This window comes from Sporosarcina sp. 179-K 3D1 HS (genome assembly GCF_047228905.1).
Lineage (GTDB): Bacteria > Bacillota > Bacilli > Bacillales_A > Planococcaceae > Sporosarcina.
This window is the reverse complement of record NZ_JBFEGI010000003.1, coordinates 360556-382786: the sequence shown is the minus strand read 5'-3', so window position 1 is coordinate 382786 and position 22231 is coordinate 360556. Positions and strand designations below refer to the sequence as shown.

The 22231-nt window shown below is 49.3% G+C and carries 27 protein-coding genes and 1 other annotated feature; all 27 genes read left to right on the top strand.

Going from position 1 to position 22231, the window contains the following annotated elements; all coding sequences use genetic code 11:
- Positions 1-23 precede the first annotated feature (23 nt).
- The 27 genes from AB1K83_RS07060 to pheA all read left to right on the top strand — a co-directional run bounded on the left by AB1K83_RS07060 (position 24) and on the right by pheA (position 22126).
- Positions 24-479, top strand: a complete 456-nt coding sequence (locus tag AB1K83_RS07060) for a hypothetical protein (protein ID WP_413057447.1) — start codon at positions 24-26, stop codon at positions 477-479.
- A complete protein-coding gene (locus AB1K83_RS07055) occupies positions 469-1896 on the top strand; it encodes a VanW family protein (RefSeq protein WP_413057446.1) in 1428 nt (475 codons plus the stop codon). Before AB1K83_RS07060 ends, AB1K83_RS07055 begins: the two co-directional genes overlap by 11 nt.
- Before the next feature lie 14 nt (positions 1897-1910).
- A complete protein-coding gene (locus AB1K83_RS07050) occupies positions 1911-3569 on the top strand; it encodes a GspE/PulE family protein (protein WP_413057445.1) in 1659 nt (552 codons plus the stop codon).
- Positions 3570-3580: 11 nt separating this feature from the next.
- Positions 3581-4618 (top strand): type IV pilus twitching motility protein PilT, encoded by a 1038-nt coding sequence (locus AB1K83_RS07045; protein WP_413057444.1) that lies wholly within the window; start codon positions 3581-3583, stop codon positions 4616-4618.
- 2 nt (positions 4619-4620) lie between these two features.
- Positions 4621-5832, top strand: coding sequence for a type II secretion system F family protein (locus tag AB1K83_RS07040; RefSeq protein WP_413057443.1), 1212 nt, complete (start codon positions 4621-4623; stop codon positions 5830-5832).
- A gap of 122 nt (positions 5833-5954) precedes the next feature.
- Complete coding sequence (locus AB1K83_RS07035) at positions 5955-6404, top strand: type II secretion system protein (RefSeq protein WP_413057442.1); 450 nt, start codon at positions 5955-5957, stop codon at positions 6402-6404.
- Between the two features lie 25 nt (positions 6405-6429).
- The gene (gene pilM, locus AB1K83_RS07030) at positions 6430-7368 is read left to right on the top strand and encodes a type IV pilus biogenesis protein PilM (RefSeq protein ID WP_413057441.1); all 939 of its coding nucleotides are present in this window, start codon (positions 6430-6432) and stop codon (positions 7366-7368) included.
- Between the two features lie 2 nt (positions 7369-7370).
- Complete coding sequence (locus AB1K83_RS07025) at positions 7371-8009, top strand: fimbrial assembly protein (RefSeq protein ID WP_413057440.1); 639 nt, start codon at positions 7371-7373, stop codon at positions 8007-8009.
- Positions 8002-8691 (top strand): pilus assembly protein PilO, encoded by a 690-nt coding sequence (locus AB1K83_RS07020; protein WP_413057439.1) that lies wholly within the window; start codon positions 8002-8004, stop codon positions 8689-8691. The genes AB1K83_RS07025 and AB1K83_RS07020 overlap by 8 nt, the downstream gene beginning before the upstream one ends.
- Positions 8688-9443 (top strand): prepilin peptidase, encoded by a 756-nt coding sequence (locus AB1K83_RS07015; RefSeq protein ID WP_413057438.1) that lies wholly within the window; start codon positions 8688-8690, stop codon positions 9441-9443. Before AB1K83_RS07020 ends, AB1K83_RS07015 begins: the two co-directional genes overlap by 4 nt.
- Before the next feature lie 139 nt (positions 9444-9582).
- Positions 9583-10230, top strand: a complete 648-nt coding sequence (locus tag AB1K83_RS07010; protein ID WP_413057437.1) for a hypothetical protein — start codon at positions 9583-9585, stop codon at positions 10228-10230.
- Between the two features lie 86 nt (positions 10231-10316).
- A complete protein-coding gene (locus AB1K83_RS07005; protein ID WP_413057436.1) occupies positions 10317-10925 on the top strand; it encodes a Maf family protein in 609 nt (202 codons plus the stop codon).
- 46 nt (positions 10926-10971) lie between these two features.
- Entirely contained in the window at positions 10972-11643 is a 672-nt protein-coding gene (radC, locus tag AB1K83_RS07000) for a RadC family protein (RefSeq protein WP_413057533.1), read from the top strand.
- A gap of 420 nt (positions 11644-12063) precedes the next feature.
- On the top strand, positions 12064-13080 hold the full coding sequence (locus tag AB1K83_RS06995) for a rod shape-determining protein (RefSeq protein ID WP_413057435.1): 1017 nt from the start codon (positions 12064-12066) through the stop codon (positions 13078-13080).
- Positions 13081-13099: 19 nt separating this feature from the next.
- Complete coding sequence (mreC, locus tag AB1K83_RS06990; RefSeq protein WP_413057434.1) at positions 13100-13993, top strand: rod shape-determining protein MreC; 894 nt, start codon at positions 13100-13102, stop codon at positions 13991-13993.
- Positions 13990-14514: a rod shape-determining protein MreD gene (mreD, locus tag AB1K83_RS06985; protein ID WP_413057433.1), complete on the top strand. Its 525-nt coding sequence runs from the start codon at positions 13990-13992 to the stop codon at positions 14512-14514. Before mreC ends, mreD begins: the two co-directional genes overlap by 4 nt.
- Entirely contained in the window at positions 14511-15212 is a 702-nt protein-coding gene (gene minC, locus AB1K83_RS06980) for a septum site-determining protein MinC (RefSeq protein WP_413057432.1), read from the top strand. The genes mreD and minC overlap by 4 nt, the downstream gene beginning before the upstream one ends.
- 1 nt (position 15213) lies before the next feature.
- A complete protein-coding gene (gene minD, locus AB1K83_RS06975; protein WP_413057431.1) occupies positions 15214-16011 on the top strand; it encodes a septum site-determining protein MinD in 798 nt (265 codons plus the stop codon).
- Positions 16012-16145: 134 nt separating this feature from the next.
- Entirely contained in the window at positions 16146-16700 is a 555-nt protein-coding gene (locus tag AB1K83_RS06970; RefSeq protein ID WP_413057430.1) for a peptidoglycan DD-metalloendopeptidase family protein, read from the top strand.
- Positions 16697-17308: a site-2 protease family protein gene (locus tag AB1K83_RS06965; RefSeq protein WP_413057429.1), complete on the top strand. Its 612-nt coding sequence runs from the start codon at positions 16697-16699 to the stop codon at positions 17306-17308. The genes AB1K83_RS06970 and AB1K83_RS06965 overlap by 4 nt, the downstream gene beginning before the upstream one ends.
- 42 nt (positions 17309-17350) lie before the next feature.
- Positions 17351-17426: a sequence feature (ribosomal protein L21 leader region), on the top strand.
- A 14-nt stretch (positions 17427-17440) separates the two neighbouring features.
- Complete coding sequence (rplU, locus tag AB1K83_RS06960; RefSeq protein ID WP_413057428.1) at positions 17441-17749, top strand: 50S ribosomal protein L21; 309 nt, start codon at positions 17441-17443, stop codon at positions 17747-17749.
- A 6-nt stretch (positions 17750-17755) separates the two neighbouring features.
- A complete protein-coding gene (locus AB1K83_RS06955; RefSeq protein ID WP_413057427.1) occupies positions 17756-18085 on the top strand; it encodes a ribosomal-processing cysteine protease Prp in 330 nt (109 codons plus the stop codon).
- Positions 18086-18097: 12 nt separating this feature from the next.
- Entirely contained in the window at positions 18098-18388 is a 291-nt protein-coding gene (gene rpmA, locus AB1K83_RS06950) for a 50S ribosomal protein L27 (protein ID WP_413057426.1), read from the top strand.
- Positions 18389-18712: 324 nt separating this feature from the next.
- The gene (locus AB1K83_RS06945; RefSeq protein ID WP_413057425.1) at positions 18713-19273 is read left to right on the top strand and encodes a Spo0B domain-containing protein; all 561 of its coding nucleotides are present in this window, start codon (positions 18713-18715) and stop codon (positions 19271-19273) included.
- A gap of 14 nt (positions 19274-19287) precedes the next feature.
- Entirely contained in the window at positions 19288-20577 is a 1290-nt protein-coding gene (obgE, locus tag AB1K83_RS06940) for a GTPase ObgE (protein WP_413057424.1), read from the top strand.
- 121 nt (positions 20578-20698) lie between these two features.
- Complete coding sequence (locus tag AB1K83_RS06935) at positions 20699-21154, top strand: ACT domain-containing protein (RefSeq protein WP_413057423.1); 456 nt, start codon at positions 20699-20701, stop codon at positions 21152-21154.
- 90 nt (positions 21155-21244) lie between these two features.
- A complete protein-coding gene (gene pheA / locus AB1K83_RS06930; RefSeq protein ID WP_413057422.1) occupies positions 21245-22126 on the top strand; it encodes a prephenate dehydratase in 882 nt (293 codons plus the stop codon).
- Positions 22127-22231: the final 105 nt, after the last annotated feature.

Below are 22231 nucleotides of genomic sequence, written 5' to 3'. Positions count from 1 at the left end.
TAGATTAAAAAGGGGCTGATGATATGCTCACGTACATTTTCATACTACTAGCCGCCATCATCATCTTCCCCCTGCTATTCACTTTGGTTGCCCGGGGTGTTGTGCGGAAGTCGTCTTTATGGATTGCCCTATCCGGCTTGAACATCGCAGTCATTGGCACCTTCATCCAACAGAATTTCTCCCTTTATTACACAATCCTTGCCATGGCGGGATTGGTGTTTGCCATTTCTGTCCTATTGGAAAAACGGCGGGGACAGGAGAAGGCGGAGAAACCGTCACATGAATCGAAGGAACCGACCGTTGTGTTGCCGACTGAACCAATTCTAGTAGAAGATGAAGCTGCCGCGACGACGGCGGGCGAGTTCGATGACGAGTTCGCGTTGACTCCGCTGGAACATGATTTGGATCGCTGGATGGCGTCGGAACAAAAAGAGGTATCCGGGGAACCGGTGAGGAAGGAGGGGCAGGATGAACAATAAACGTTTTGTTCAAACCTTATTGGCGGTCTCGGTCACAACAGTTTTCTTTTACGGATTCTCTTCCGTCGGCGCGCTTGCGTATACGAAGATTGTGTCACCCGTGAAAAAGTTCACGGAGCAAACGTATATCGGGCCTTTCGATGTGCGGGGATTGGATGAACATAGCGCGAAGGACAAGCTTGTTGGTGATTTTGCGGAGTTGCATAGCAAGCTTGGCGCACAGTTGACGTATCAGGATGCGACCGTTGAGCTGCCGGCTGATTTGATCGCCTATGACGTGGATAGAACGATCGAACTGGCTGTTCCGGGAGAAGAAAACTCGATTATTGCAGAAGTATCCCGGGATGGTCTCCAAACCGTATTGAATCAGCAGTTTTCCTTTATACCTTGGGTGGAAGATGATATCGAAGCGATTGCCGAAGGGATTGAAAACGAGTTGAAGACCGGCATCATCCCTGTCAACGTACATATCACCGACTATATGGATTCCACCATAGCGGAAACGGAGATTGCTTCCTTTTCCCTTCAAGGGATCCAACTCACCCCGGCATTGGAACAATTGGTGAATGAGCTTGATGGGACATCCATCGAATTCAATACGGCATTCTCGCTGTTGGACTTCGCAAAACTTGACGGGGCGGTTGTAGCGACAAACGCGGATTTGACAATGATTGCCTCTGCCTTCTATGGAGCAGTTTTGCGAACGAATCTGGACGTCGTCGAACGGAATATTGGCAGGGAGCTGAACCCTTCCATTCCGGCCGGGTTCGAGGCGGCAATCAACCAGCAGCTTGGACTCGATTTCATTTTCCGGAATCCGAATCATGCGCCGATGGCCATCCAGATGGAAATGGCTGGCGATACGCTGACAGCCACTATTACCGGACTCCCCCTTCACTATACATACGATCCATATGTAGCCAAAACGGCGGACTTCGAACCGAGGACTGTCCGACGTTTTAGTGCAACGGTTCCAGTTGGCCAAGTACATTATGCAGAAGAAGGACGGAAAGGGATGGAAGTGACTGTGAATCGGATGGTCTTGATCGATGGTGAAGTGCTGGAAGACATACTCATCTCCACGGACTTCTATGCACCACTGCCGATCGTCGAAGTCCATCCGCTTCAAAAAGAAGAGACACCATCCGACGATAATTCGGAACAGCATGCGGGAGTGGAAGGAAGTGCTGATGGGGAGCCGAATCTAAATAATTCCGATCCTGATAGTTCCGACTCCGAATCAGACAGAACGAGTTCGAAACATGGTGGAACAGGGAATGGGACTAACAATGAAGAAAATAATGGCTCCGGCGATGTCTCCACCACCAAGCCCGGCAAAACAAATGGAAACCATCCAGTCGCCCCGCCAGTGAAAGATGGAAACCAATATGACAAAGGCGGAAATCTCATCAAATAGAAAGAGGGATGGAGATGGCAACAACACGTAAACGATTAGGGGATTTGCTTGTGGAATCCGGTTTAATCACCGATGATCAGCTCCAGTCCGCTCTGGTGGAAAAGCCTCGCGACCAGAAGCTTGGGGACTTGCTGCTGCAACGCGGGTATATTACCGAACAGCAACTGATCGAGGTGCTCGAATTCCAGCTCGGCATCCCGCACATCAACTTGTTCCGGTATCCGTTCGATCCGAAGCTGTTTAACGTCGTACCGAAAGAATTCGCGAAGCGCAATCTGCTCGTACCGTTGAAAGCGGAAGAGGATAAACTTTTTGTCGCCATGGCGGATCCAATGGATTATATTACCGTCGACGATCTCCGCCTGTCGACTGGCTTCCAGATTGAGACGGCTATCGCCTCCAAGGATGATATTTTACGGACTATCTCGAAATATTATGAAGATGAAGCATTCGACGAGTTATTCGTCGAGCAACCAATTGATGAGGGCGACCAACAGGACGAGTTGACAGACCTTGATTCACCCGTTGTCCGCCTTGTCAATCAACTCATGGCTTCCGCGATCACGCAAAAGGCCAGCGACATCCATATCGATCCGCAGGAGAATCAAGTCGTGATCCGCTTCCGGATTGACGGTCTTTTGAAAACAGAGCGTTTCTTGCCGAAACATATGCAGGCAATGATCAGTGCCCGTATCAAAATCATGTCGAAACTGGACATTACGGAACACCGGGTTCCCCAAGATGGCCGAATCAAGACGACGGTTGACTTTAGGCCAATCGACCTCCGTGTGTCCACGCTGCCGACAGTCTTTGGCGAGAAAATCGTCATGCGGATTCTGGACTTGAGCAGTTCATTGAACGATTTGACGAAACTCGGATTCAATCGCATCAATATGGAACGGTTTCTCGAACAGATTGCGAAACCGAATGGCATTGTCCTCATATCGGGACCGACCGGCTCGGGGAAATCTTCGACACTATATGCGGCGTTGAACCGGCTGAATACCGAAGAAGTGAATATCATCACCGTCGAAGACCCGGTTGAATATCAGCTGGTAGGGATCAATCAAATCCAGGTAAATGCCAACGTGGGGCTGACATTCGCAGCCGGACTGCGGTCTATTTTACGGCAGGACCCGGACATCGTAATGGTCGGTGAAATCCGGGATCGGGAGACGGTCGAAATCGCGATTCGGGCGGCTCTCACAGGGCATCTCGTGTTAAGCACAATCCATACGAATGACTCGATCGCTTCGATTACCCGGTTGCTGGACATGGGCGTCGAGCCATTTTTGGTGACGTCGTCATTGAATGCAATCGTGGCGCAACGGCTCATCCGGCGCGTCTGTCGAGACTGCCGGAATCAGATGGATGCGACCGTCCGGGAAAAGGAGATTTTCGCAAAGCGAGGTATTGAAATTGAAACCGTCATGCGCGGATCGGGCTGCCCGTCTTGCAATATGACGGGATACCGAGGCCGGATTGCGATCCACGAAGTGCTCGTCATAAATGATGCGATGCGTGACATTATCAATAACAGCGGATCGATTGCCCAGTTAAAAGAAGTGGCCGTTCAGAATAAAACCATCTTCTTGATTGATGACGGATTGTTGAAAGTGAAGCAAGGGATCACGACGACGGAAGAAGTGTTGCGCGTCGCATTGATCGAATAGGGGTGAGGACAATGAAGCAAGTGATCGATAACTTATTGACAGCGGCGTTCCAATCCAAGGCATCCGATATTCATCTGACGGTCGGCGTGCCTCCGATTTTCAGAGTGCATGGCGATTTGAAGCGCTATGGGGAAAGTTCGGTGGATGAAAATTTCACTGGCTCCGTGGCACAATTGACGATACCTGAAAAGATGTATGATCAGTTCAAGGAGCACGGTCAAGTCGATTATTCGTATGAAGTACAGGGTGCTGCGCGGTTCCGGGTGAATGCGTTCCAGCAGCGGGGCAATACTTCCCTCGCGTTCCGGACAATCCCGACTCAAATTCCGACCATCGAGGATTTACAGATGCCAGGGATATTGAAAACTTTATCGGAAACGCGCCAAGGGCTTATCTTGGTAACAGGTCCTACAGGGTCAGGGAAATCGACAACATTGGCGGCGATGATCCGGTATATCAATGAAACGATGCGCAGGCATATCATCACGCTGGAAGATCCAATTGAGTATGTCCATCTGCATGGAGCGTCCATCATCGACCAGAGGGAAGTCGGCTTTGACACGGATTCCTTTGCGGATGGTTTGCGTGCTGCATTGCGGCAAGACCCGGACGTTATACTCGTGGGGGAGATGCGGGACCTTGAGACGATTTCAACCGCCATCACCGCCGCAGAAACCGGCCACCTCGTCTTCGCGACGCTGCATACATGGAGCGCCGCGTCCACGATCGACCGGATTATCGACGTGTTTCCACCGGGACAACAGGCCCAAATTCGGATACAGCTTGCGGGCGTATTGACCGCCGTCATTTCACAGCGCCTCTTCCCGACAGCGGATCGGCGAGGGAGACGGGCGGCGACCGAAGTAATGATTAATAATCCGGCGATCGGGAATTTGATTCGGACCGAAAAAGTGCACCAGATTCCGAACGTCATCCAGACGAACCGGGGATCGGGCATGCATATGATGGCGGCTTCCGTCAAAAACTTTTTGGATCAAGGCATCATCACCTATGAAAATGCCAAACCGTACTTGGAAGGTGAAGAGTAAAGATGGCCCGATATCGTTATGAGGGGCGGGACTATCGGTCGGTCCGGACAGGCGTCATCGTGGCTGCAGATAAAAGGGAAGCGGCGGAGAAGCTGAAAAAGCAAGGGATCCGTGTGACCAATTTGACGGAACAAGCCGAAACCATGTTGACGAAAGAGCTTACGATCGGCAAGCCGGTGAAACGGGCACAGTTCATCATGTTCCTCCGCCAATTTTCTACGTTATTGCGGGCGGGCGTCACGATTGTCGATGCAATCCGGATTCTTTCCGTCCAGGTGGAATCGAAGCCTTTCCGAAAAATCCTCGTCGCAGTTGGGGATGATCTGCGGGCGGGAGGTGCCTTGTCCGACGCCTTCGCAAAACATCCGAAGGCGTTTGAGCCATTAGTCATCAATATGGTGCGGGCGGGGGAACTTTCGGGAACGATCGACGACTCGCTCGACCGACTGGCGATCCATTTTGAAAAATCGTATCAGACGAGGCAGAAGGTCATGTCGGCATTGTCCTATCCGATTGTCGTCGGTATTGTGGCGATTGGGGTGGTAATCTTTCTTTTGACAACAATTGTTCCAATGTTCGTCGATATGTTTGATAGCATCGGAGGCGAATTGCCGTGGTTGACGCAATTTGTCATGAAGGCGAGCGAGGTTGCGGTGCGATATTGGTACTTATTCGTTTTGTTTGCTATTGCTGCAATAGTCAGCATCATGCTCGTTCGTAATAATAAAGAAGGAAAGCTGGTACTCGACACATTCCTATTGCGGTTGCCGATTTTCGGGGATATTGTGAAGAAATCGGTGCTCGCGACAATGACCCGGACATTAAGTTCGCTGTTTTCCAGCTCGGTCCCGATTTTACAGGCACTCGCCATGGCAGAGAAAGTGGTGGAAAATGAAGTCATTTCCCGGGTAATTGCCAAATCGCGGGAATCATTGGAACGGGGAGGTTCATTGACGGAGCCGATGGACGGGCATTGGGCATTCCCGCCATTGATTCCCCATATGATCGCCATCGGGGAACAGACTGGGTCGTTGGACTCGATGTTGGCCAAAGTGGCGGACTTCTACGAGAAGGAAGTCGATGCCTCGACCGACCGGTTAAAGGCGTTGATTGAGCCGTTGATGATCGTATTGTTAGCGGGACTTGTCGGGACTATTGTACTTGCAATTTTATTGCCGATGTTCGGGATGTTTGAAAACATCGATTCGTTATAGTAGGACATTCGATAGATTTAGTTAAAAAGACATAAATGCGGTTAAATTTTAGTTTGCTAGTTTCCTCTTCGTGGTATAATAGTAATGTAAAGGAAGTAGAAGACAATTAAGGAGGAAATGATATGAAAAAATTCATGCAGAAACGTTTGAAGAATGAAAAAGGGCTGACGTTGGTCGAGCTATTGGCGGTTATTGTTATCTTAGGGATTATTGCTGCGATAGCGGTGCCGGCGATTGGGAAAATCATTGATAATACCAAGGATAAGGCTATCTTAGCTGATGCTTCAAATATTCTATCAGCAGCTAAGTTGGCTATGGCCGAAGGATCTTGTGAAACCACTACGACTTGTTCTAAAACTGATTTAGCTGGTTTAGTAGAAGGATTAGATAGTAATGCTGATTTTTCAGCAACTAAGGATGCTACAACTAATGAATGGACTGTAAAATATAATAATTTTGCTAATATAAAAAATGCAAAGTTTAAAACGGATATAGGTGCAGATAACACAACCAAAGAAAGCAATTTAAATAAATTAATGGGAAATAAAAAAACTGAACCCACAACAGAGTAATTAACGATTACGAGGAGTTGACCCCATGTCCCTATTCACCCGCCGCAAACGTCCGGCATCCCTGACAATTGAAGAAGATGCCATCCGCTTCGTGCGGTTGAAGTCGCTGGATCCGCTCGTGGTCGATGTGGCGGAGGAAGTTCCGCTTCCTTTGAATGCCGTGGCGGAGGGGAAGATTATCGATTCAGGGACGCTGGCGGCAATTTTGGAGGGCACGGTGAAGGAGTGGGGCATCGCGAAGCGTCCGGTACAGTTTCTTGCACCGGATTCTTACGTGATCATCCGCAAGGTGGGCTATCCGAATGACGTGAAGGAAGAGGATCTGAAGGGCTATTTCTTCATTGAAATCGGCTCGACGCTTTATTTGCCTTTCGATGATCCGGTGTTCGATGTGGTCAAGTATACGCCAAGCACGGACACGAACGAGGCGATCATCATCGCTTCGAAGGAAAGTGTCCTTACCGGGTATGAAAAGGTGCTGGAAGATGTAAAGCTCGATCCGCTTGTGGCGGATATCGCGCCGCTTGCGTTGTACCGCCTCGCTTACGCGCAGCACCGGTTCACGGGCAAGGAGCATGTGCTCATCGCGGATCTGCGTCAGGACAAGATGACCGTTTCGATTTTCCATGAGCATTTCCCATTGTTCATGCGACCAATAGAATTGGAGAGTTCCTTCTTCCCGAGTGCACAGGACAGTGACACCGTTTCTATCGGGTCCATTGTCGGCGAGCTGGAGAAGCTGATTAATTTCTACCGCTACAATCTGTGGAACGGCACCGCTTCCATCACCCATATATTAATCAATGGGGATTATATATCCATGAACGAGTTGCTGCAGCTCATCCGCGATCGGCTGGATGTGCAAGCCTCGACTTTACTGAAACGACCATTACAGCTTGCGACGGGGCAGTCCCTGCCGGCCGCCTTCAATCGGACGATCGGCTTGGCGCTAAAAGAGGTGTAGCGATGTTAGTCGATATTAATCTATTGCCTGAAAAGGAGAGGGAGCGTTCGACGCTTCTATTAGCCGCACTGGCCATTCTCGGTGTGGCTGTTTTGTTTTGGGCAGTTTTATATTTCATTTCCAATGCGATGGAGAAGGAGACGGCCGTGCTGGAATCGCAACAGGCCGCTTTGCAGCAAGAGCAGCAGGCTGTCCGGGATCTTCTCCCCGTTTCCGACCATCTGGATGCGCGGAAGCAGCTTGACTTGACGGTACAGTGGGCAGAAACGGTACAATTCGACACCGTCCCTCTGTTGGAAGATATGATCCATGCGTTGCCGGAACGCGGTTTTTTCCGTTCCTTTGAATTCACGGCGCCGAACTCGGCTACGGTCGTCGTCCAGTTTGACGCCAAACCGGAAGCCTCCCATTATTTCTCACGGTTGGCATCTTCAGAATCGATCGAGCACCTCGTCTTGGATTCGGTGACGGCTGAAACGGTGACGGAGGAAGAATCGGATGTCACCCATGATGTCATGCCCCGATTCCTAGCCACGTATTCGATTACGTTCGTCGATGAGCGCAATCTCGCGGAGCAACCAGTGGAAGAATCGGCAGACGAGATGGAAACGGACGCGGAAGGGGGCGGAACAGTTGAGTAGTTGGTCGAAACGCCAGAAGGAGGGGGGCCTCCTATTTTTGGCCATCGTTTTCCTTATTGCCCTTTGTACATATTCCTACTTCCTCATTTACGCTCCGGCGAAAACGGCGAATGAACAGATGAAACAAGCCATTGCCAATGAACGGGATGTCCTTTTTGCACTACGGAAGCAGGCCGCGGGACAAGCGATTTCGAATGAAACCGCGGGGGGGACGCAGCCGTTGCAGCGGAAAGTACCTGTCAAGCCGCTTGAGGAGGCTGTTCTGTTACAGATCGAGCGGGCGGAAATCAAATCAGGCAGTTTTGTGCATGATGTGACGTTTACCAATAGCGACTATGTCATAGAAAATCCCCCCGAACATGTGGAACATGTCAATCGGCTGTTGACGGAAGTGTATTTGGAGGCAGCTTCCTATTTGGATGTCCAGCGTTTCATCGATGAGATTGAAAAGATGGAACGAATCTACGTCATCGAGTCCATTACAATCGACGCACCGGAAGAACTCCGAGAAATGGAAGCGGAACAGGAGCCGATGAAGATGACGGTTGCGTTCAATGCGTTCTATCGCGGCGACCTCATCGAGCTGGCTCCGGAAGCGCCGAAGACGGACGCTCCACTGCCGGCTGAAAAGGTCGATCCGACGCCGTTCAATAACGGAGTGGCTGAAGAGGAAGAAAAATGACGGTTCTCTGGACATCACTTTTCTTCGTCTATGGTCTCGTCTTCGGCTCCTTCTTCAACGTCGTCGGCTTACGAGTTCCGAAGAAGCAGTCGATCGCCTCACCACCATCGCATTGCACGGCTTGCGACAGGCGGCTTGGTATGCTCGACTTAGTTCCGGTGTTTTCCTATCTGTACCTAAGAGGAAAGTGCAGAGGATGCGGGACGAAGATCAGCGCCATTTATCCGTTCATGGAATGGGTGACAGGGGTGCTGTTCGGTCTATCATATTATTTACTCGGCTTCAGTGAGGAATTGATCATAGCACTCCTCTTTATGTCGATGCTTGTCATCATTACCGTATCCGACCTTGCTTATATGCTCATTCCGAATAAAGTACTCCTGCCATTCGCTATGATGCTAGGTGTTCTTCGGCTATTCATCCCCTTAGCTCCATGGTGGGATGCGTTCCTGGGGGCCGCAGTCGGCTTCTGTGTATTGTTTTTGATCATGGAGCTGTCGAAAGGTGGCATGGGAGGCGGCGATGTCAAGCTGTTCTTCGTCCTTGGTCTCGTGCTTGGGACGAAGCAGGTGCTGTTGACCCTGTTTCTCGCGTCCGTCATCGGTTCGATCGTCGGCATCCTATTCCTAAAAAAAACGAAACAGGGGCGGAAGACGCCGATCCCGTTCGGTCCTTCCATCGCGCTTGCGGCCGTTCTGTCCTACTTCTGGGGGGCCGATTTTGTCAGTTGGTATAGTAGTTTGTTTTTTTAAGTCATAAAATTTCCTTGGACAAGGCGACATACGTCTTGTTCTTTTTCATCCCCATTTTGTTACGGTTACTTATAAAAGCGAAACCGCTTGGTCGAGGCTAAGCGATGGAGCTGAATACCGTAGAACGGGGTGGATGGGAATGAAATTCGGAAAACGCTATTCCAAGATGACCGTTTTTGTCGCGATGCTGCACGGGGTGCTCATCGGCATTGCTGCAGTCGCGGTTATCGGGTTTTTAATGGTTGGTACCAAAGGCAAAGAAACGGCCGGATCTGCAACGCAGGAAGTTCCGACGGGCGGGCCGGCTCCTGTCGAAACGACGGCGCCAGCAGAGGAGCAACCGATCCGCATGTACGCGAAACAGCATGGCGCCTTTTCATCGAGCGAAGCCGCGTCCGCCTTCATCGCGGAACAGCCTGCACTCGCCAAAGCAGCCATTATCCAGGCGGACAACCAATTTTACGTCTGGTCGGCTATCGGTTTAAAGGAGAGTGAAATCGAGGCAAGCGAAGCGGAAGGAACGTACCGCAAAGCTTTTTCCGTGGAAACGGCCGCGTGTCAATCGGTTGGTGCTGGTCAATTGAAAACGATCCTGACCGAAACCGATATTGGCAAAGTCAAAACTTTGGCGAGCTCGGAAAAAGGGGCGAAAGAGGACAGCCAGGCCAAGGTGTTTTCCCAAAATATCTCGGCGATCACAGCTTTTACGGAAGACTTGCGGATTGTTCGGCTCCATCTGCTTTCCCATTACTCGCATACGGATAAATGCGCCAAAATTTCGTTTTAACGCGGAAAAACAGGGCAAAATGGAATTGTTGGCGTTTGGACACAAATCATTTATCCGATATGATAGGGCAAAGGAGGTTGGAGCCTATGAAATTCACAACTTTACAACCGGTTATTTTAGCATCGGGGTCACCGCGCCGAAAAGAATTGCTCGGACTTCTCGGAATCCCTTTTGACATAATACCGAGTGATGTGGCAGAAGACATCGCTGTCGAAGGCATGAATCTGAAGCAATATGTCGAAACATTGGCCAAGGAAAAGACGATGGCGGTCGCTCAATCGCATGAATCGGCAATCGTCATCGGTTCGGATACGATCGTTTCACTCGGGGATCGGCTTTACCCGAAACCGCAAGACGCCGATCAGGCAAAACAATTCCTCCGGGAACTTTCGAATAAAACCCATAATGTCACAACGGGAGTTGCCATCTACGTCAATGGGGAGATCGATATGTTTTCCGTAGAGACGAAAGTCACTTTCCGGGATTTGGACGACGAACTCATAGATACCTATGTCGCGTCAGGAGATCCGATGGATAAGGCAGGCGCCTATGGCATTCAGACGGCGGGCGCCCTGCTAGTGGAAAAGATAGAAGGGGATTACTATGCGGTCGTCGGTTTGCCAATCGCCGAGCTGACCGCCCATTTACGGAGGCTCGGATTACTGTCCATAGGGGGCTCTGTCATTGACCGTTGACCTTGAACACGACTTGGACGTTGACCACGACCTGGAACCGAAATTGATGATCCGAGATGTACATATTGCGGATAGGCCGCGTGAGCGTCTTATCCGACAAGGGGCTTCGAGCCTCTCCAATCAGGAGCTCATCGCCATCTTGTTGCGGACCGGCACGAAAGAGGCGTCTGTTTTAGTGTTGGCCAATCGGATCTTATCCTCGTTCGATAAGATCCAAGATTTGAAAGATGCGACGATTGAAGAGATGATGGCCGTAAAAGGAGTCGGCAAAGCGAAGGCTGTCCAACTGTTAGCGGCTGCCGAAATCGGTAAACGATTGTACCGCAAACATTCGGAAGGCCGGTATGTCATCCGGTCCCCGGAGGATGCCGCCTCTTACCTCATGACAGATATGGCCTCCTTGAACCAGGAGCATTTTGTCGCCTTATTCCTAAATGTGAAAAATGAAGTGCTTCATAAGCAAACCGTTTTTATTGGGAGTCTGAATTCGTCCATCGTCCATCCGCGCGAAATTTTCCGCGAAGCCGTCAAACGTTCAGCCGCTTCGATTATCGTTTCGCATAATCATCCTTCCGGGAATCCCTCTCCTTCGCCAGAAGATATTGAAGTAACGAAACGGTTGATCGAAGCGGGGTCAATCATGGGCATCGATGTGCTCGACCATGTCATTATCGGCGACCATGCGTTTATCAGTTTAAAAGAAAAAGGATATATGTAGCAATTCCGCCAGTGGAGCAGCCCTGTTTCCACTGGCGCTTTTTTGGGGGTATAATGTAGGGGGAACAGTGGAAAGTGGAAGTTCTTGGACTGCGATACTAGGCGTTCGTTCATAGAAACAAGATAGGATATATGTGACACTGTGAATTTGTTCTCCATTCCGTTATAATGTGGTGTATGATTTTAACTTGATTCAGCTGAAGCGTCTCCTTCCATAATTGGTGGAGTTCTGAATGAAGATATATAATATAACCAAAGGGTTTCATTCACCCAGCTGAATCAAGTTAAAGCCTCCGGCGGATGTCACGGATTTTGAGGGGAGTCAATTGCGCAAGCGCAATTCAAAATCCGGACGCAATTACGCCGGGGCGTAATTGATGAAGGCCGTAAGAGTACGGTTTAGGAGAAAGGAAGAACATACTTGTTTGGATTTGGATCAAAAGATGTTGGGATTGACTTAGGAACTGCGAACACTTTGGTTTTTATAAAAGGGAAAGGCATTGTTTTACGTGAGCCTTCCGTCGTTGCGAAAAATACAGTGACCGGTGAAATCGTGGCCGTCGGTAGCGCCGCGAAAAATATGATCGGCCGGACACCAGGCTCCATTGTAGCCACACGTCCGATGAAAGACGGGGTCATCGCTGATTTCGAAACGACAACTGCGATGATTGAGCATTATATGAAAGAAGCGATGAAGGCGTCCGGTGGTAATTGGAAAAAGCCGAATGTCATGATTTGTGTACCGTATGGCATTACGTCCGTAGAACAGCGTGCTGTCATCGATGCGTCACGCCAAGCGGGTGCCAAAGATGCATTTACGATTGAAGAGCCGTTTGCTGCTGCGATCGGGGCAAATCTACCAGTTTGGGAACCTACCGGTAGTATGGTCGTCGATATAGGGGGGGGTACGACGGAAGTCGCGGTCATCTCACTCGGCGGCATCGTGACGAGCGAATCGATCCGCGTCGGTGGCGACACGATGGATGGTGCGATAATCAGCTACATTCGCAAAACGTACAATCTTACAATTGGTGAACGGACAGCGGAAGCAATCAAAATCGAAATTGGTTCGGCCAAAGTGTCGGGGAAATCGGAGAAGATGGAAATCCGGGGACGCGACCTCTTGACTGGCTTGCCCAAAACGATTGATATCAGTTCCGATGAAATCGTTGAAGCGCTGCGCGAATCAATTGTCCAAATTATCGACGGCGTGAAAAAGACGCTGGAAACGACACCTCCCGAACTATCGTCCGACGTTATGGAGCGGGGCATCGTGTTGACAGGTGGGGGAGCACTTCTCGAAAACCTGGATAAAGTCATTTCGGATGAGACGAACATGCCTGTATTCATCGCCGAAGACCCGCTTGACTGTGTCGCGATCGGCACGGGGAAAGCGTTGGATAATATTGATATCATCAAAAAAATGCAAGCGAGATAATTGAGGGAGGAGTAGGGCAATGCCGCGATTTTTTTCAAATAAACGATTGATTTTATTGCTCGTGGGCATCATTGTCCTCGTGGCATTAATATCATTCTCCTTACGAGACCGGCAAAATGCCTCCCTACCGGAGCAAATTGTAAATGATGTCGTCGGCTTTGGGCAGTCCCTTTTTTCGAAGCCGACGCATTATGTTACGAACGTCATCGGAAATATAGATGGAATATTGAATACATATGAAGAAAACAAACGGTTGAAAGCGCGTTTGACCGAATATGCCGAAAATCAGGCTGCTTTGAAGGATGTGCAAGCCGAAAATAAACGCTTGCGCGACATCATCGGCAAAGAAGAGAATTTGCGTGCCTACGAACCGGTCCATGCGACGGTCATCTCCCGAAATCCTGACCAATGGGAAGAGAAAATCATCATTGACAAAGGCGCAGTCCATGGAATCAAGGAAAATATGGCTGTCATCACTGCCAATGGATTGATTGGAAAGATCATCTTAGTGAATAAGTTCACCTCAACCGTGGAATTGTTGTCAACTGAAAATCGGAATTTTCGAGTCGCTGCCGTCATCCCGGGAGAAAAGCCTGCCTTTGGCTTGATTGAGGGGTATGATCGGACACGCCGTGAATTGATTATGAAACGGATTGATTCTTCCTTTGAGGTTGAGGTGGGGCAAAAGGTAATATCCTCCGGACTGGGCGGCATCTTCCCGGCCGGTCTTCTCATCGGGGAAGTGACAGAAGTGTCGACCGATGATTATGGCTTGACGAAATTGGTGTATATTCGTCCGGCGGCTGACTTTTCGATGCTGGATCATGTGATGGTTGCGAAGCGCCAAACCGAAACGGTTGATGGAACCGACGGGAACGGGACGGCAGGTACGGAGGGGGAGGATGGATCATGAGCCGGTTCATCATCCCTCTTATTGCCGTCCTTCTCTTTTTTCTGGAACCGGTATTCAGCCTGTTTTCGCCGATCGAGCTTGGAGGGGAGCGCTATACGCTCGTTCCTCGGTTCGTCATCATTTATCTCATTTTCATCACCGTTTTCTACAGCCGACAGCGTGCAATCGTGTATGGAATCATTCTCGGACTCTTGTATGATATGTTTCACATTGATATTATTGGGTTATATGCATTTCTCTTTCCGTTAATTTGTTTTATTGCATCCTTGATTATCCGTCAGGTGCATCAGCATATGATGACGGTCATTTTATTGATATTATTTCTCATTGCGGTTCTTGAATTGCTTTCTTATTTTTTTGCCGCATTGGTTTCATTGACGTCGATCGGGTTCGACGAATTCATATCAAGCCGGCTAGTGCCGACGATGATCGCCAACTCGATATTCATCGCCCTTTTCGGTTGGCTATTTAAAAATTTGATAGATAAGAGGATATTGCAACGGCAGGGCGAAATTCTATGAATGAAGGGGACTGCGGGGTGTCGCAAGTGACGAAGCAGCAATATGTGACGATCAAAGGGACGAAAGATGGCCTTGTCCTTCGTCTTGATGATAAATGCGCGTATTCGGACCTGATTTCAGAGCTCCGCAATAAAGTGCAGGACAGTGCCTTGGAGGGACTTGCGGAAGTGCGGGTCCATACAGGCAACCGCTTTTGCACTGAGGAGGAATTACGGGAGATCATGGACGTCATTCAAGAATCTCCGAATCTACGTGTCTCGAAAATTAAAAGTGATGTGATCACGATGGAAGAGTGTAATCGTAAAGTGATGGAGCAGCAATCGGAGACATTTGTCGGTATCGTCCGTTCTGGTCAGGTGATCCAGGCGGATGGCGATTTGGTCGTCATTGGCGATGTCAATCCGAATGGACAGGTCATTGCAGTGGGCAATATTTTTGTCCTCGGACGTTTGAAAGGAATGGCACATGCGGGGGCGAACGGGAACGAGCAGGCAGTGATCGCCGCTTCCTGGCTCGAAGCCACCCATCTTAAGATTGCCGATAAATTGGAAACGATGACAGATGAATTAACGATCTTATCTGAACATCCGGAAATGGAATGCGCTTATTTGCATTCGAACGGATTTATTGCCATCGATCGCCTGCAGGAATTACGGAATCTCCGGCCAGGTCTATCATCGTTCAAAGGAGGAAGCTAATTTGGGAGAAGCGATTGTAATAACGTCCGGTAAGGGCGGCGTCGGCAAGACGACGACCTCGGCAAATCTCGGGACAGCGCTGGCTCTTCAAGGCAGAAAAGTGTGCTTGGTCGATACGGACATCGGTCTGCGGAACTTGGATGTCATCCTGGGGCTGGAAAATCGAATCATTTATGATTTGGTCGATGTCATTGAAGGCCGGTGTAAAGTCCATCAGGCGCTTGTCAAAGATAAACGGTTTGAAGATGGTTTGTTCTTATTGCCGGCCGCCCAAACAACCGATAAAAATGCGGTCACTGCCGAACAGATGAAGGCTTTGATCACCGAATTGAAGCGCGATTATGATTATATTTTAATAGATTGTCCCGCGGGGATTGAGCAAGGCTATAAAAATGCGGTCGCCGGTGCGGATAGCGCCATTGTCGTCACGACGCCGGAAATCTCGGCTGTCCGGGATGCCGACCGGATTATCGGATTGCTGGAGGCGGAGGATATTGAACCTCCTAAGTTGATCATCAACCGGATTAAACGGCAGCTCATGAATTCGGGGGATGCGTTGGATGTCAATGAAATTACGACCCATCTTTCCATTGATTTGCTTGGAATCATATTGGACGATGAGAATGTCATCAGCTCGTCGAATAAAGGGGAACCGGTCGTCATGAATCCGGCCAACCCTGCAGCGATCGGCTACCGGAACATCGCGCGCCGCATCCTCGGCGAATCAGTTCCGTTAATGTCCCTCGATACGGGAAGACCCGGATTCCTTGGGAAATTAAAATCCATTTTTGCTAGATGAAGATAGAACCTTCGACTGACGGTCGGAGGTTTTTAAGTTCCTGGCTCCCGTCTTGTAGGGAGTCGGTTTTTTAATTCCACCTACTATTCCAGCTACCCCCGTCATATACTGAAAAAAACGGGTGGTGCGGACGGATGAAATGGAGGACGAAGTGGGTCTTGGCAATCCTGTTAACGATCGGGGTTTACGGTGTCGCCAAGATGGAAAGTCAGGGGGTTATCCAAAAACCCGTCACGCCATACGTCACTTCCGGTAAAGATTTTGTTGCTATTAAGAAATGGATCGCTTCCATGGTCGGCGATCCGGATACCGATACCATTGCTGTCATGGCGGGTGATCCTCATCAGGAGCAACCGTTTTCAGGCTATGATTCCATGCAGCCGTACAAGAATGGTGTCATTGTTTCTTATCCGCAATCTTTACCAATCGAAGCACAAGGGAATGGGCTCGTCGTGTTCACCGGATTTACCCGGCAATCCGGAAAGACGATAACAGTTCTCTACGACGATGGAGATGAGGTGACGTACGGCTTTGTCGAAACCTTTTCGAAGTTGCCTTACACGACTGTCAAGCGAGGGGACACGCTCGCCATGATGGGAGAAGGGACAGTCTTTTTAATGGTGAAGCGTGACGGCGTACCGTTGGATGCCTCCCTGATGCCGACCTATTTTTCAGGAGAAGGCAAATGAGAATAAGGCTTCATCCGGTGTTATTACCATTTTTTCTTTTTCTCATCGTAACGGGGGGCATTGCCATGTATGCCCTCCTTTTCATTTCCTTGCTGTTCCATGAAGCGGGACATCTGTTGGCGGCGAGGTTTGTCGGCATGCGGGTCCGCTCTTGTACGATCATGCCATATGGCGGGGAATTAATTATTCCGGATCGGCAGTTGGCGCCAAAGCGGGATCAGCTCCTTGTCGCTTTAGGCGGTCCGGCGGCCACGTCTTTCCTATTACTGGTAACTGTGGTCATTCCGTTTCCGGGGAATGAGCAGATGATGTTCATCCAACAGGCATTGCTGTACCTTAACTTATTGCCGATTCTTCCATTGGATGGCGGACAAGCGCTATGTGCAATGCTTGAAAAAGAGGAGAATCGCTATCAAATCCGGTCTTATTTTTTGATTCATTCCATTTTCTTTTTATTCGTAGCAAGTACCATCCTTTCCGTTAATCTGCCGGAAACCATTCCCTATTTGCTGCTCTCCCTGTTCCTTCTCTTACAAAACATCTCGGCGTTTCGGTTCCGTAAATATGGAATGGCTTATGAACGATTGAAAAGGAACCGCTTGACGTAAAACTTTCAATATGGTAATATTCAAATGTTATTGTTTGTAGCACCCGTGCTACAACCGCACTGAAAAGGTACAAGCATCCGTTTTCGGATCACCTCGGAAGGCGAGTCTGAGTATAAAGGGGAGGTGCAGGGTATGTACGCAATCATTGAAACTGGCGGAAAACAAGTCAAAGTGGAACAAGGTCAGGAAATCTTCATCGAGAAATTGGTAGGTGAAGCTGACGAAGTCGTCACTTTCGACAAAGTCCTATTTGTAGGCGGAGATGACGTGAAAGTCGGTGCTCCATTCGTAGAAGGCGCAACTGTAACAGCTAAAATTGTGAAACAAGGGCGCGGTAAGAAAATTACGGTATACAAATACAAACCGAAAAAGAACTACCACAAAAAACAAGGTCATCGTCAACCATACACGAAAGTCGTCATTGACGGGATCAATCTGTAATTTGACATGATCGAAGTAACGATTCATGAACAGTCGTCCGGCCGGATTCGTTCGTTTGAAATGAAAGGCCATGCGGATTATGCGGAGCACGGCAAAGACCTGGTCTGTGCCGGCGCCTCTGCAGTTTCATTTGGCGCTGTCAATGCGGTGATCGCCTTGACGGGACTGACGCCATCCATCCAACAAGGATCGGACGGCGGCTACTTGCAAGTCGAGTTCCCGGAAGGACACGAAGCCGACCATGACATCCAAGTGATACTCAAAGCGATGGTCGTTTCCTTGCAGACGATCGAACAGGATTATGGACAGCATATACAGATACGATTTATCAAATAGGAGGTGAAACAAATGCTACGCTTGGATCTTCAATTTTTCGCATCGAAAAAAGGGGTAGGTTCGACAAAGAACGGTCGTGACTCAGAATCGAAACGTCTTGGTGCAAAACGTGCAGACGGTCAATTCGTTTCTGGTGGCTCGATCCTTTACCGCCAACGCGGCACAAAAATTCACCCTGGTGAAAACGTAGGTCGCGGTGGAGACGATACTCTATTCGCAAAAGTGGACGGCGTTGTTCGTTTCGAACGTTACGGCCGTGACAAAAAGAAAGTCAGCGTGTACCCTGTTGCACAGGAAGCATAATGATTGGAAAAGACCGCCTTGTGCGGTCTTTTTTTATTTATTGTTGGTTTGAATGAAATCTCGGAGTGCGCGGACGCTCATATTTCCTGCGGAACGCCCATAACTTTTCACAGGCGCTCATATCTTTTTCGGAGCGCTCATAACTTTTCACAGGCGCTCATATCTTTTTCGGACCGCTTATAACTCTACACAGGCGCTCATATCTCCGTCGGAACGCCCATAACTCCCTCCCTGCTCATATCTCACAACCAACCCAACCCCGTCACCTAATCCATCCTGCTTTGAAAAACCTCATCAAATCTTTTGGCGTAAAAAGGGAGGGTAATGCTATACTATATACATGTAAGAGTTGGCGGTGAAGGAAGATTGGAAAATAAACAGTTGTCTGTGGCAGAAACGTTAAAATTTGCAAGGCATGACTTTTTAAATGAACTTCAGTTAATTCTGATGCATATCGATCTGGGCCAATTACTCGAGGCCAAGAACACCATTCACGCTGCGACGGGGCGAATTCGTCAAACTGCCGTGTTGGATAAGTTGGGGCTCCCGAAAACGGCCATTTGGCTCAGTACTTTCAGCTGGCGGTTCGCTTCATTTACAACTACGGTGAGTTGCGATGTTCGGCATGCGGTCGGACATGTTGAGGACGAATTGCTTGTGGATTATCTGGAGGCGGTGTTCCAGGAAGCAGTGAAGCAGTTGGATGTGACGGCGGCTTATGAATTGCAGATTGATGTCCATGCTTCAAAGACAGATTGGTTCATCCGGTTCCAAGTCGATGGACCAGTGGGAAATCTGAGTCCTGCCCCTGTGCCAGTGGGTGCGTTTTCGGTCGACGAGTCAATTTCACATAATCAATGGATGTTCACGGTACGTGGACAATAGGAGGATATCAATCAATGTTTGTCGATCACGTAAAGGTATATGTAAAAGGCGGTGACGGCGGTGATGGAATGGTCGCATTCCGTCGAGAGAAATATATTGCCTACGGCGGTCCTGCCGGCGGTGATGGTGGTCGTGGCGGAGACGTCGTGTTCATTGTAGATGAAGGGCTGCGCACCTTGATGGATTTTCGTTACCAACGCCATTTCAAGGCGCCGTCAGGAGAAAACGGGGGCAGCAAAAATCAGCACGGCCGGGGAGCGTCCGATATGGTCGTCAAGGTTCCGCCCGGCACGGTCGTGACCGATGCAGAAAGTGGAAATATCATTGCGGATCTCGTGGAACATGGTCAAAAAGCGGTCATCGCGAAAGGCGGCCGTGGCGGTCGGGGGAACAGCCGCTTCGCCACTCCCCGAAATCCGGCGCCTGAACTGTCCGAAATGGGCGAGCCGGGCATGGAACGGGAAGTCGTCCTGGAACTGAAAGTGTTGGCGGACGCTGGCCTCGTCGGTTTTCCAAGCGTCGGCAAATCGACTTTGTTGTCGGTTGTGTCTGCAGCAAAACCTAAAATTGCTGATTACCATTTCACCACACTTGTGCCGAATCTCGGCATGGTGGAAACGGAAGATGGACGTGCCTTCGCATTGGCGGATTTGCCAGGCCTGATCGAAGGGGCACATGAAGGGGTCGGATTGGGTCATCAATTCCTGCGCCATATCGAACGGACTCGGGTGATCATTCATGTGATTGATATGTCTGGGCTCGAAGGTCGCGATCCGTATGAGGATTTTGTGACAATCAATGAAGAGCTGGAAAAGTACAACCTCCGGCTCACCGAAAGGCCACAACTTATCGTCGCAAACAAAATGGACATGCCTGACGCAGAAGAGAACTTGCAACGTTTCAAGGAAAAATTGGACGATGATGAGGCACAAATCTTCCCGATCTCAGCCCTCACCAGGAAAGGTTTGGATGATCTTTTATTTGCGGTCGCGGATCTCCTGGAAACGACACCTGAATTTCCTATTCACGAAATTGTCGAAGATGAAGAGCATTCGGTATTATACAAGCATGAATCGGAAACGCCTGATTTTGAAATTTCCCGTGATGACGATGGAGCGTATGTCTTGTCAGGATACACTATTGAACGCTTATTCAAGATGACCGATTTCAATTTCGATCAATCCGTCAAGAAATTTGCTAGACAAATGCGGGGGATGGGTGTAGATGATGCCCTACGGGAACGTGGTGCGAAAGATGGCGATATCGTCCGGATTCTCAACTTCGAATTTGAATTTATTGAATAACACAGTCCGATTGACTGTCCGTATCGGAAGGATTCCGATGAATTGCATCCGTGGACTGGCTATTCGTCGGACTTTTGTGAACCTCTATAGATAAAAAAGAAACTGTCCAAGGGGGATCGTGATGAAACATTTGGGGGAAGGGCATTTCTATTTGGTCAGGGAAGACGCATTGACCGAATCCATGCAGAAGATGCTGGAGGCCAAACGATTGCTTGCGAGCGGGGAGGAAACGACGATACAAGAGGCGACGAAAAGAGTCGGCTTGTCTCGCAGCGCCTTTTATAAGTATCGCGATACCGTATTTCCATTTGAATCGATCACGAGTGAGAGGATCGTGACTATCTTCATACAGTTAGAAGATCGGAAAGGCTCGCTCGCCACATTGCTCCGGATTATCTCGGAAGCGAAATGCAATGTATTAACCATTCACCAGACGATTCCGGTCCAAGCTCGGGCAAACATCACTTTGTCCCTCAATGTGACGGAAATGTCCATTAAACTGGAAGAGTTTTTGCAACGGCTCAAGGCGCCGGAATTCGTCGATTCCGTCGTATTGGTTAGTTCAGGCGCTATTTAAGCCGGGCTGGGGGTAGAATAAATTATTTGTACTGCCGTTCCGTCTTTTGGAGCGGCATTGTATTGATTGGAATAATTGGAGGATACAATTATGAAAAATTCAACATTTTCACCAACGGTCGCCTATTTGGGACCTGAGGGTTCATTCACCCATATTGCCGCGACCCATTTATTCGGGACAACGGGGTTGGTGCCACAGCATACGATTCCCGATTGTATTGAAGCGGTAGCAGCGGGCCATGTTGCGTATGCGGTCGTCCCGATGGAAAATGCGTTGGAAGGGTCGGTTCCCATGACAATGGATTATTTATTCCACGGAAGTGACCTGTTCATCAATGCGGAATTGTCCATCCCAATTGAACAGCATCTTTTGATTCATGAACGGCAGCTTGATCATGTCAATGAGTTGGAGTCCATCCATTCCCATCCGCATGCATTGGCGCAATGCCATAAATACTTGCAGAATCATTTCCGTCGTGTTCCGCTAATTCAAACGACTTCCACTGCAGCAGCCGCGAAATACATTAACGAACATCCGGAAGAGCGGATTGCCGCGATCGGCAACCGGTTGGCGGCCGAGAAATACGGCTTGCGGATTGCTGAAGAGAGCATCCATGATTTCCGGATCAATCATACCCGTTTTGTAGTGCTGTCCTTGCGTAAAGAAATTTTGGAATTGGAAGGAAAGTCAGAAAGCGGTAAAACGACATTGATGATTAAATTGCCGGATGAGGACCGGCCGGGTGTCTTGCATCAAATCTTGTCCGTCTTTGCATGGCGCCGTCTGAATTTGAGCAAAATTGAATCGAGGCCGATGAAAACCGGTTTGGGCAATTATTTTTTCATCATCGATGTCTTGGAAAATGAAGAACAGCCGATGATGAAAGGGGCGCTCGAAGAACTCGCTGCTTTGAATTGCTCGGTCCATTCGCTCGGTTCCTACCATACATATGAAAAGTCATCGTCACGCTAATCAAGCGTGGCGTTTTTTTATCTACCGGAACCGCGGCTGGCACCGTTTCCACCGTATACTGCAGCCTTCTTCTTCATATACATGGCAAGAGGGAGGTCCCGCCTT

Coding starts and splice junctions, on each gene's coding strand:
- AB1K83_RS07060 (WP_413057447.1), top strand. CDS start 24: ATGCTCACGTACATTTTCATACTACTAGCCGCCATCATCATCTTCCCC.
- AB1K83_RS07055 (WP_413057446.1), top strand. CDS start 469: ATGAACAATAAACGTTTTGTTCAAACCTTATTGGCGGTCTCGGTCACA.
- AB1K83_RS07050 (WP_413057445.1), top strand. CDS start 1,911: ATGGCAACAACACGTAAACGATTAGGGGATTTGCTTGTGGAATCCGGT.
- AB1K83_RS07045 (WP_413057444.1), top strand. CDS start 3,581: ATGAAGCAAGTGATCGATAACTTATTGACAGCGGCGTTCCAATCCAAG.
- AB1K83_RS07040 (WP_413057443.1), top strand. CDS start 4,621: ATGGCCCGATATCGTTATGAGGGGCGGGACTATCGGTCGGTCCGGACA.
- AB1K83_RS07035 (WP_413057442.1), top strand. CDS start 5,955: ATGAAAAAATTCATGCAGAAACGTTTGAAGAATGAAAAAGGGCTGACG.
- pilM (WP_413057441.1), top strand. CDS start 6,430: ATGTCCCTATTCACCCGCCGCAAACGTCCGGCATCCCTGACAATTGAA.
- AB1K83_RS07025 (WP_413057440.1), top strand. CDS start 7,371: ATGTTAGTCGATATTAATCTATTGCCTGAAAAGGAGAGGGAGCGTTCG.
- AB1K83_RS07015 (WP_413057438.1), top strand. CDS start 8,688: ATGACGGTTCTCTGGACATCACTTTTCTTCGTCTATGGTCTCGTCTTC.
- AB1K83_RS07010 (WP_413057437.1), top strand. CDS start 9,583: ATGAAATTCGGAAAACGCTATTCCAAGATGACCGTTTTTGTCGCGATG.
- AB1K83_RS07005 (WP_413057436.1), top strand. CDS start 10,317: ATGAAATTCACAACTTTACAACCGGTTATTTTAGCATCGGGGTCACCG.
- radC (WP_413057533.1), top strand. CDS start 10,972: ATGATCCGAGATGTACATATTGCGGATAGGCCGCGTGAGCGTCTTATC.
- mreC (WP_413057434.1), top strand. CDS start 13,100: ATGCCGCGATTTTTTTCAAATAAACGATTGATTTTATTGCTCGTGGGC.
- mreD (WP_413057433.1), top strand. CDS start 13,990: ATGAGCCGGTTCATCATCCCTCTTATTGCCGTCCTTCTCTTTTTTCTG.
- minC (WP_413057432.1), top strand. CDS start 14,511: ATGAATGAAGGGGACTGCGGGGTGTCGCAAGTGACGAAGCAGCAATAT.
- AB1K83_RS06970 (WP_413057430.1), top strand. CDS start 16,146: ATGAAATGGAGGACGAAGTGGGTCTTGGCAATCCTGTTAACGATCGGG.
- AB1K83_RS06965 (WP_413057429.1), top strand. CDS start 16,697: ATGAGAATAAGGCTTCATCCGGTGTTATTACCATTTTTTCTTTTTCTC.
- rplU (WP_413057428.1), top strand. CDS start 17,441: ATGTACGCAATCATTGAAACTGGCGGAAAACAAGTCAAAGTGGAACAA.
- AB1K83_RS06955 (WP_413057427.1), top strand. CDS start 17,756: ATGATCGAAGTAACGATTCATGAACAGTCGTCCGGCCGGATTCGTTCG.
- rpmA (WP_413057426.1), top strand. CDS start 18,098: ATGCTACGCTTGGATCTTCAATTTTTCGCATCGAAAAAAGGGGTAGGT.
- AB1K83_RS06945 (WP_413057425.1), top strand. CDS start 18,713: ATGCTATACTATATACATGTAAGAGTTGGCGGTGAAGGAAGATTGGAA.
- obgE (WP_413057424.1), top strand. CDS start 19,288: ATGTTTGTCGATCACGTAAAGGTATATGTAAAAGGCGGTGACGGCGGT.
- AB1K83_RS06935 (WP_413057423.1), top strand. CDS start 20,699: ATGAAACATTTGGGGGAAGGGCATTTCTATTTGGTCAGGGAAGACGCA.
- pheA (WP_413057422.1), top strand. CDS start 21,245: ATGAAAAATTCAACATTTTCACCAACGGTCGCCTATTTGGGACCTGAG.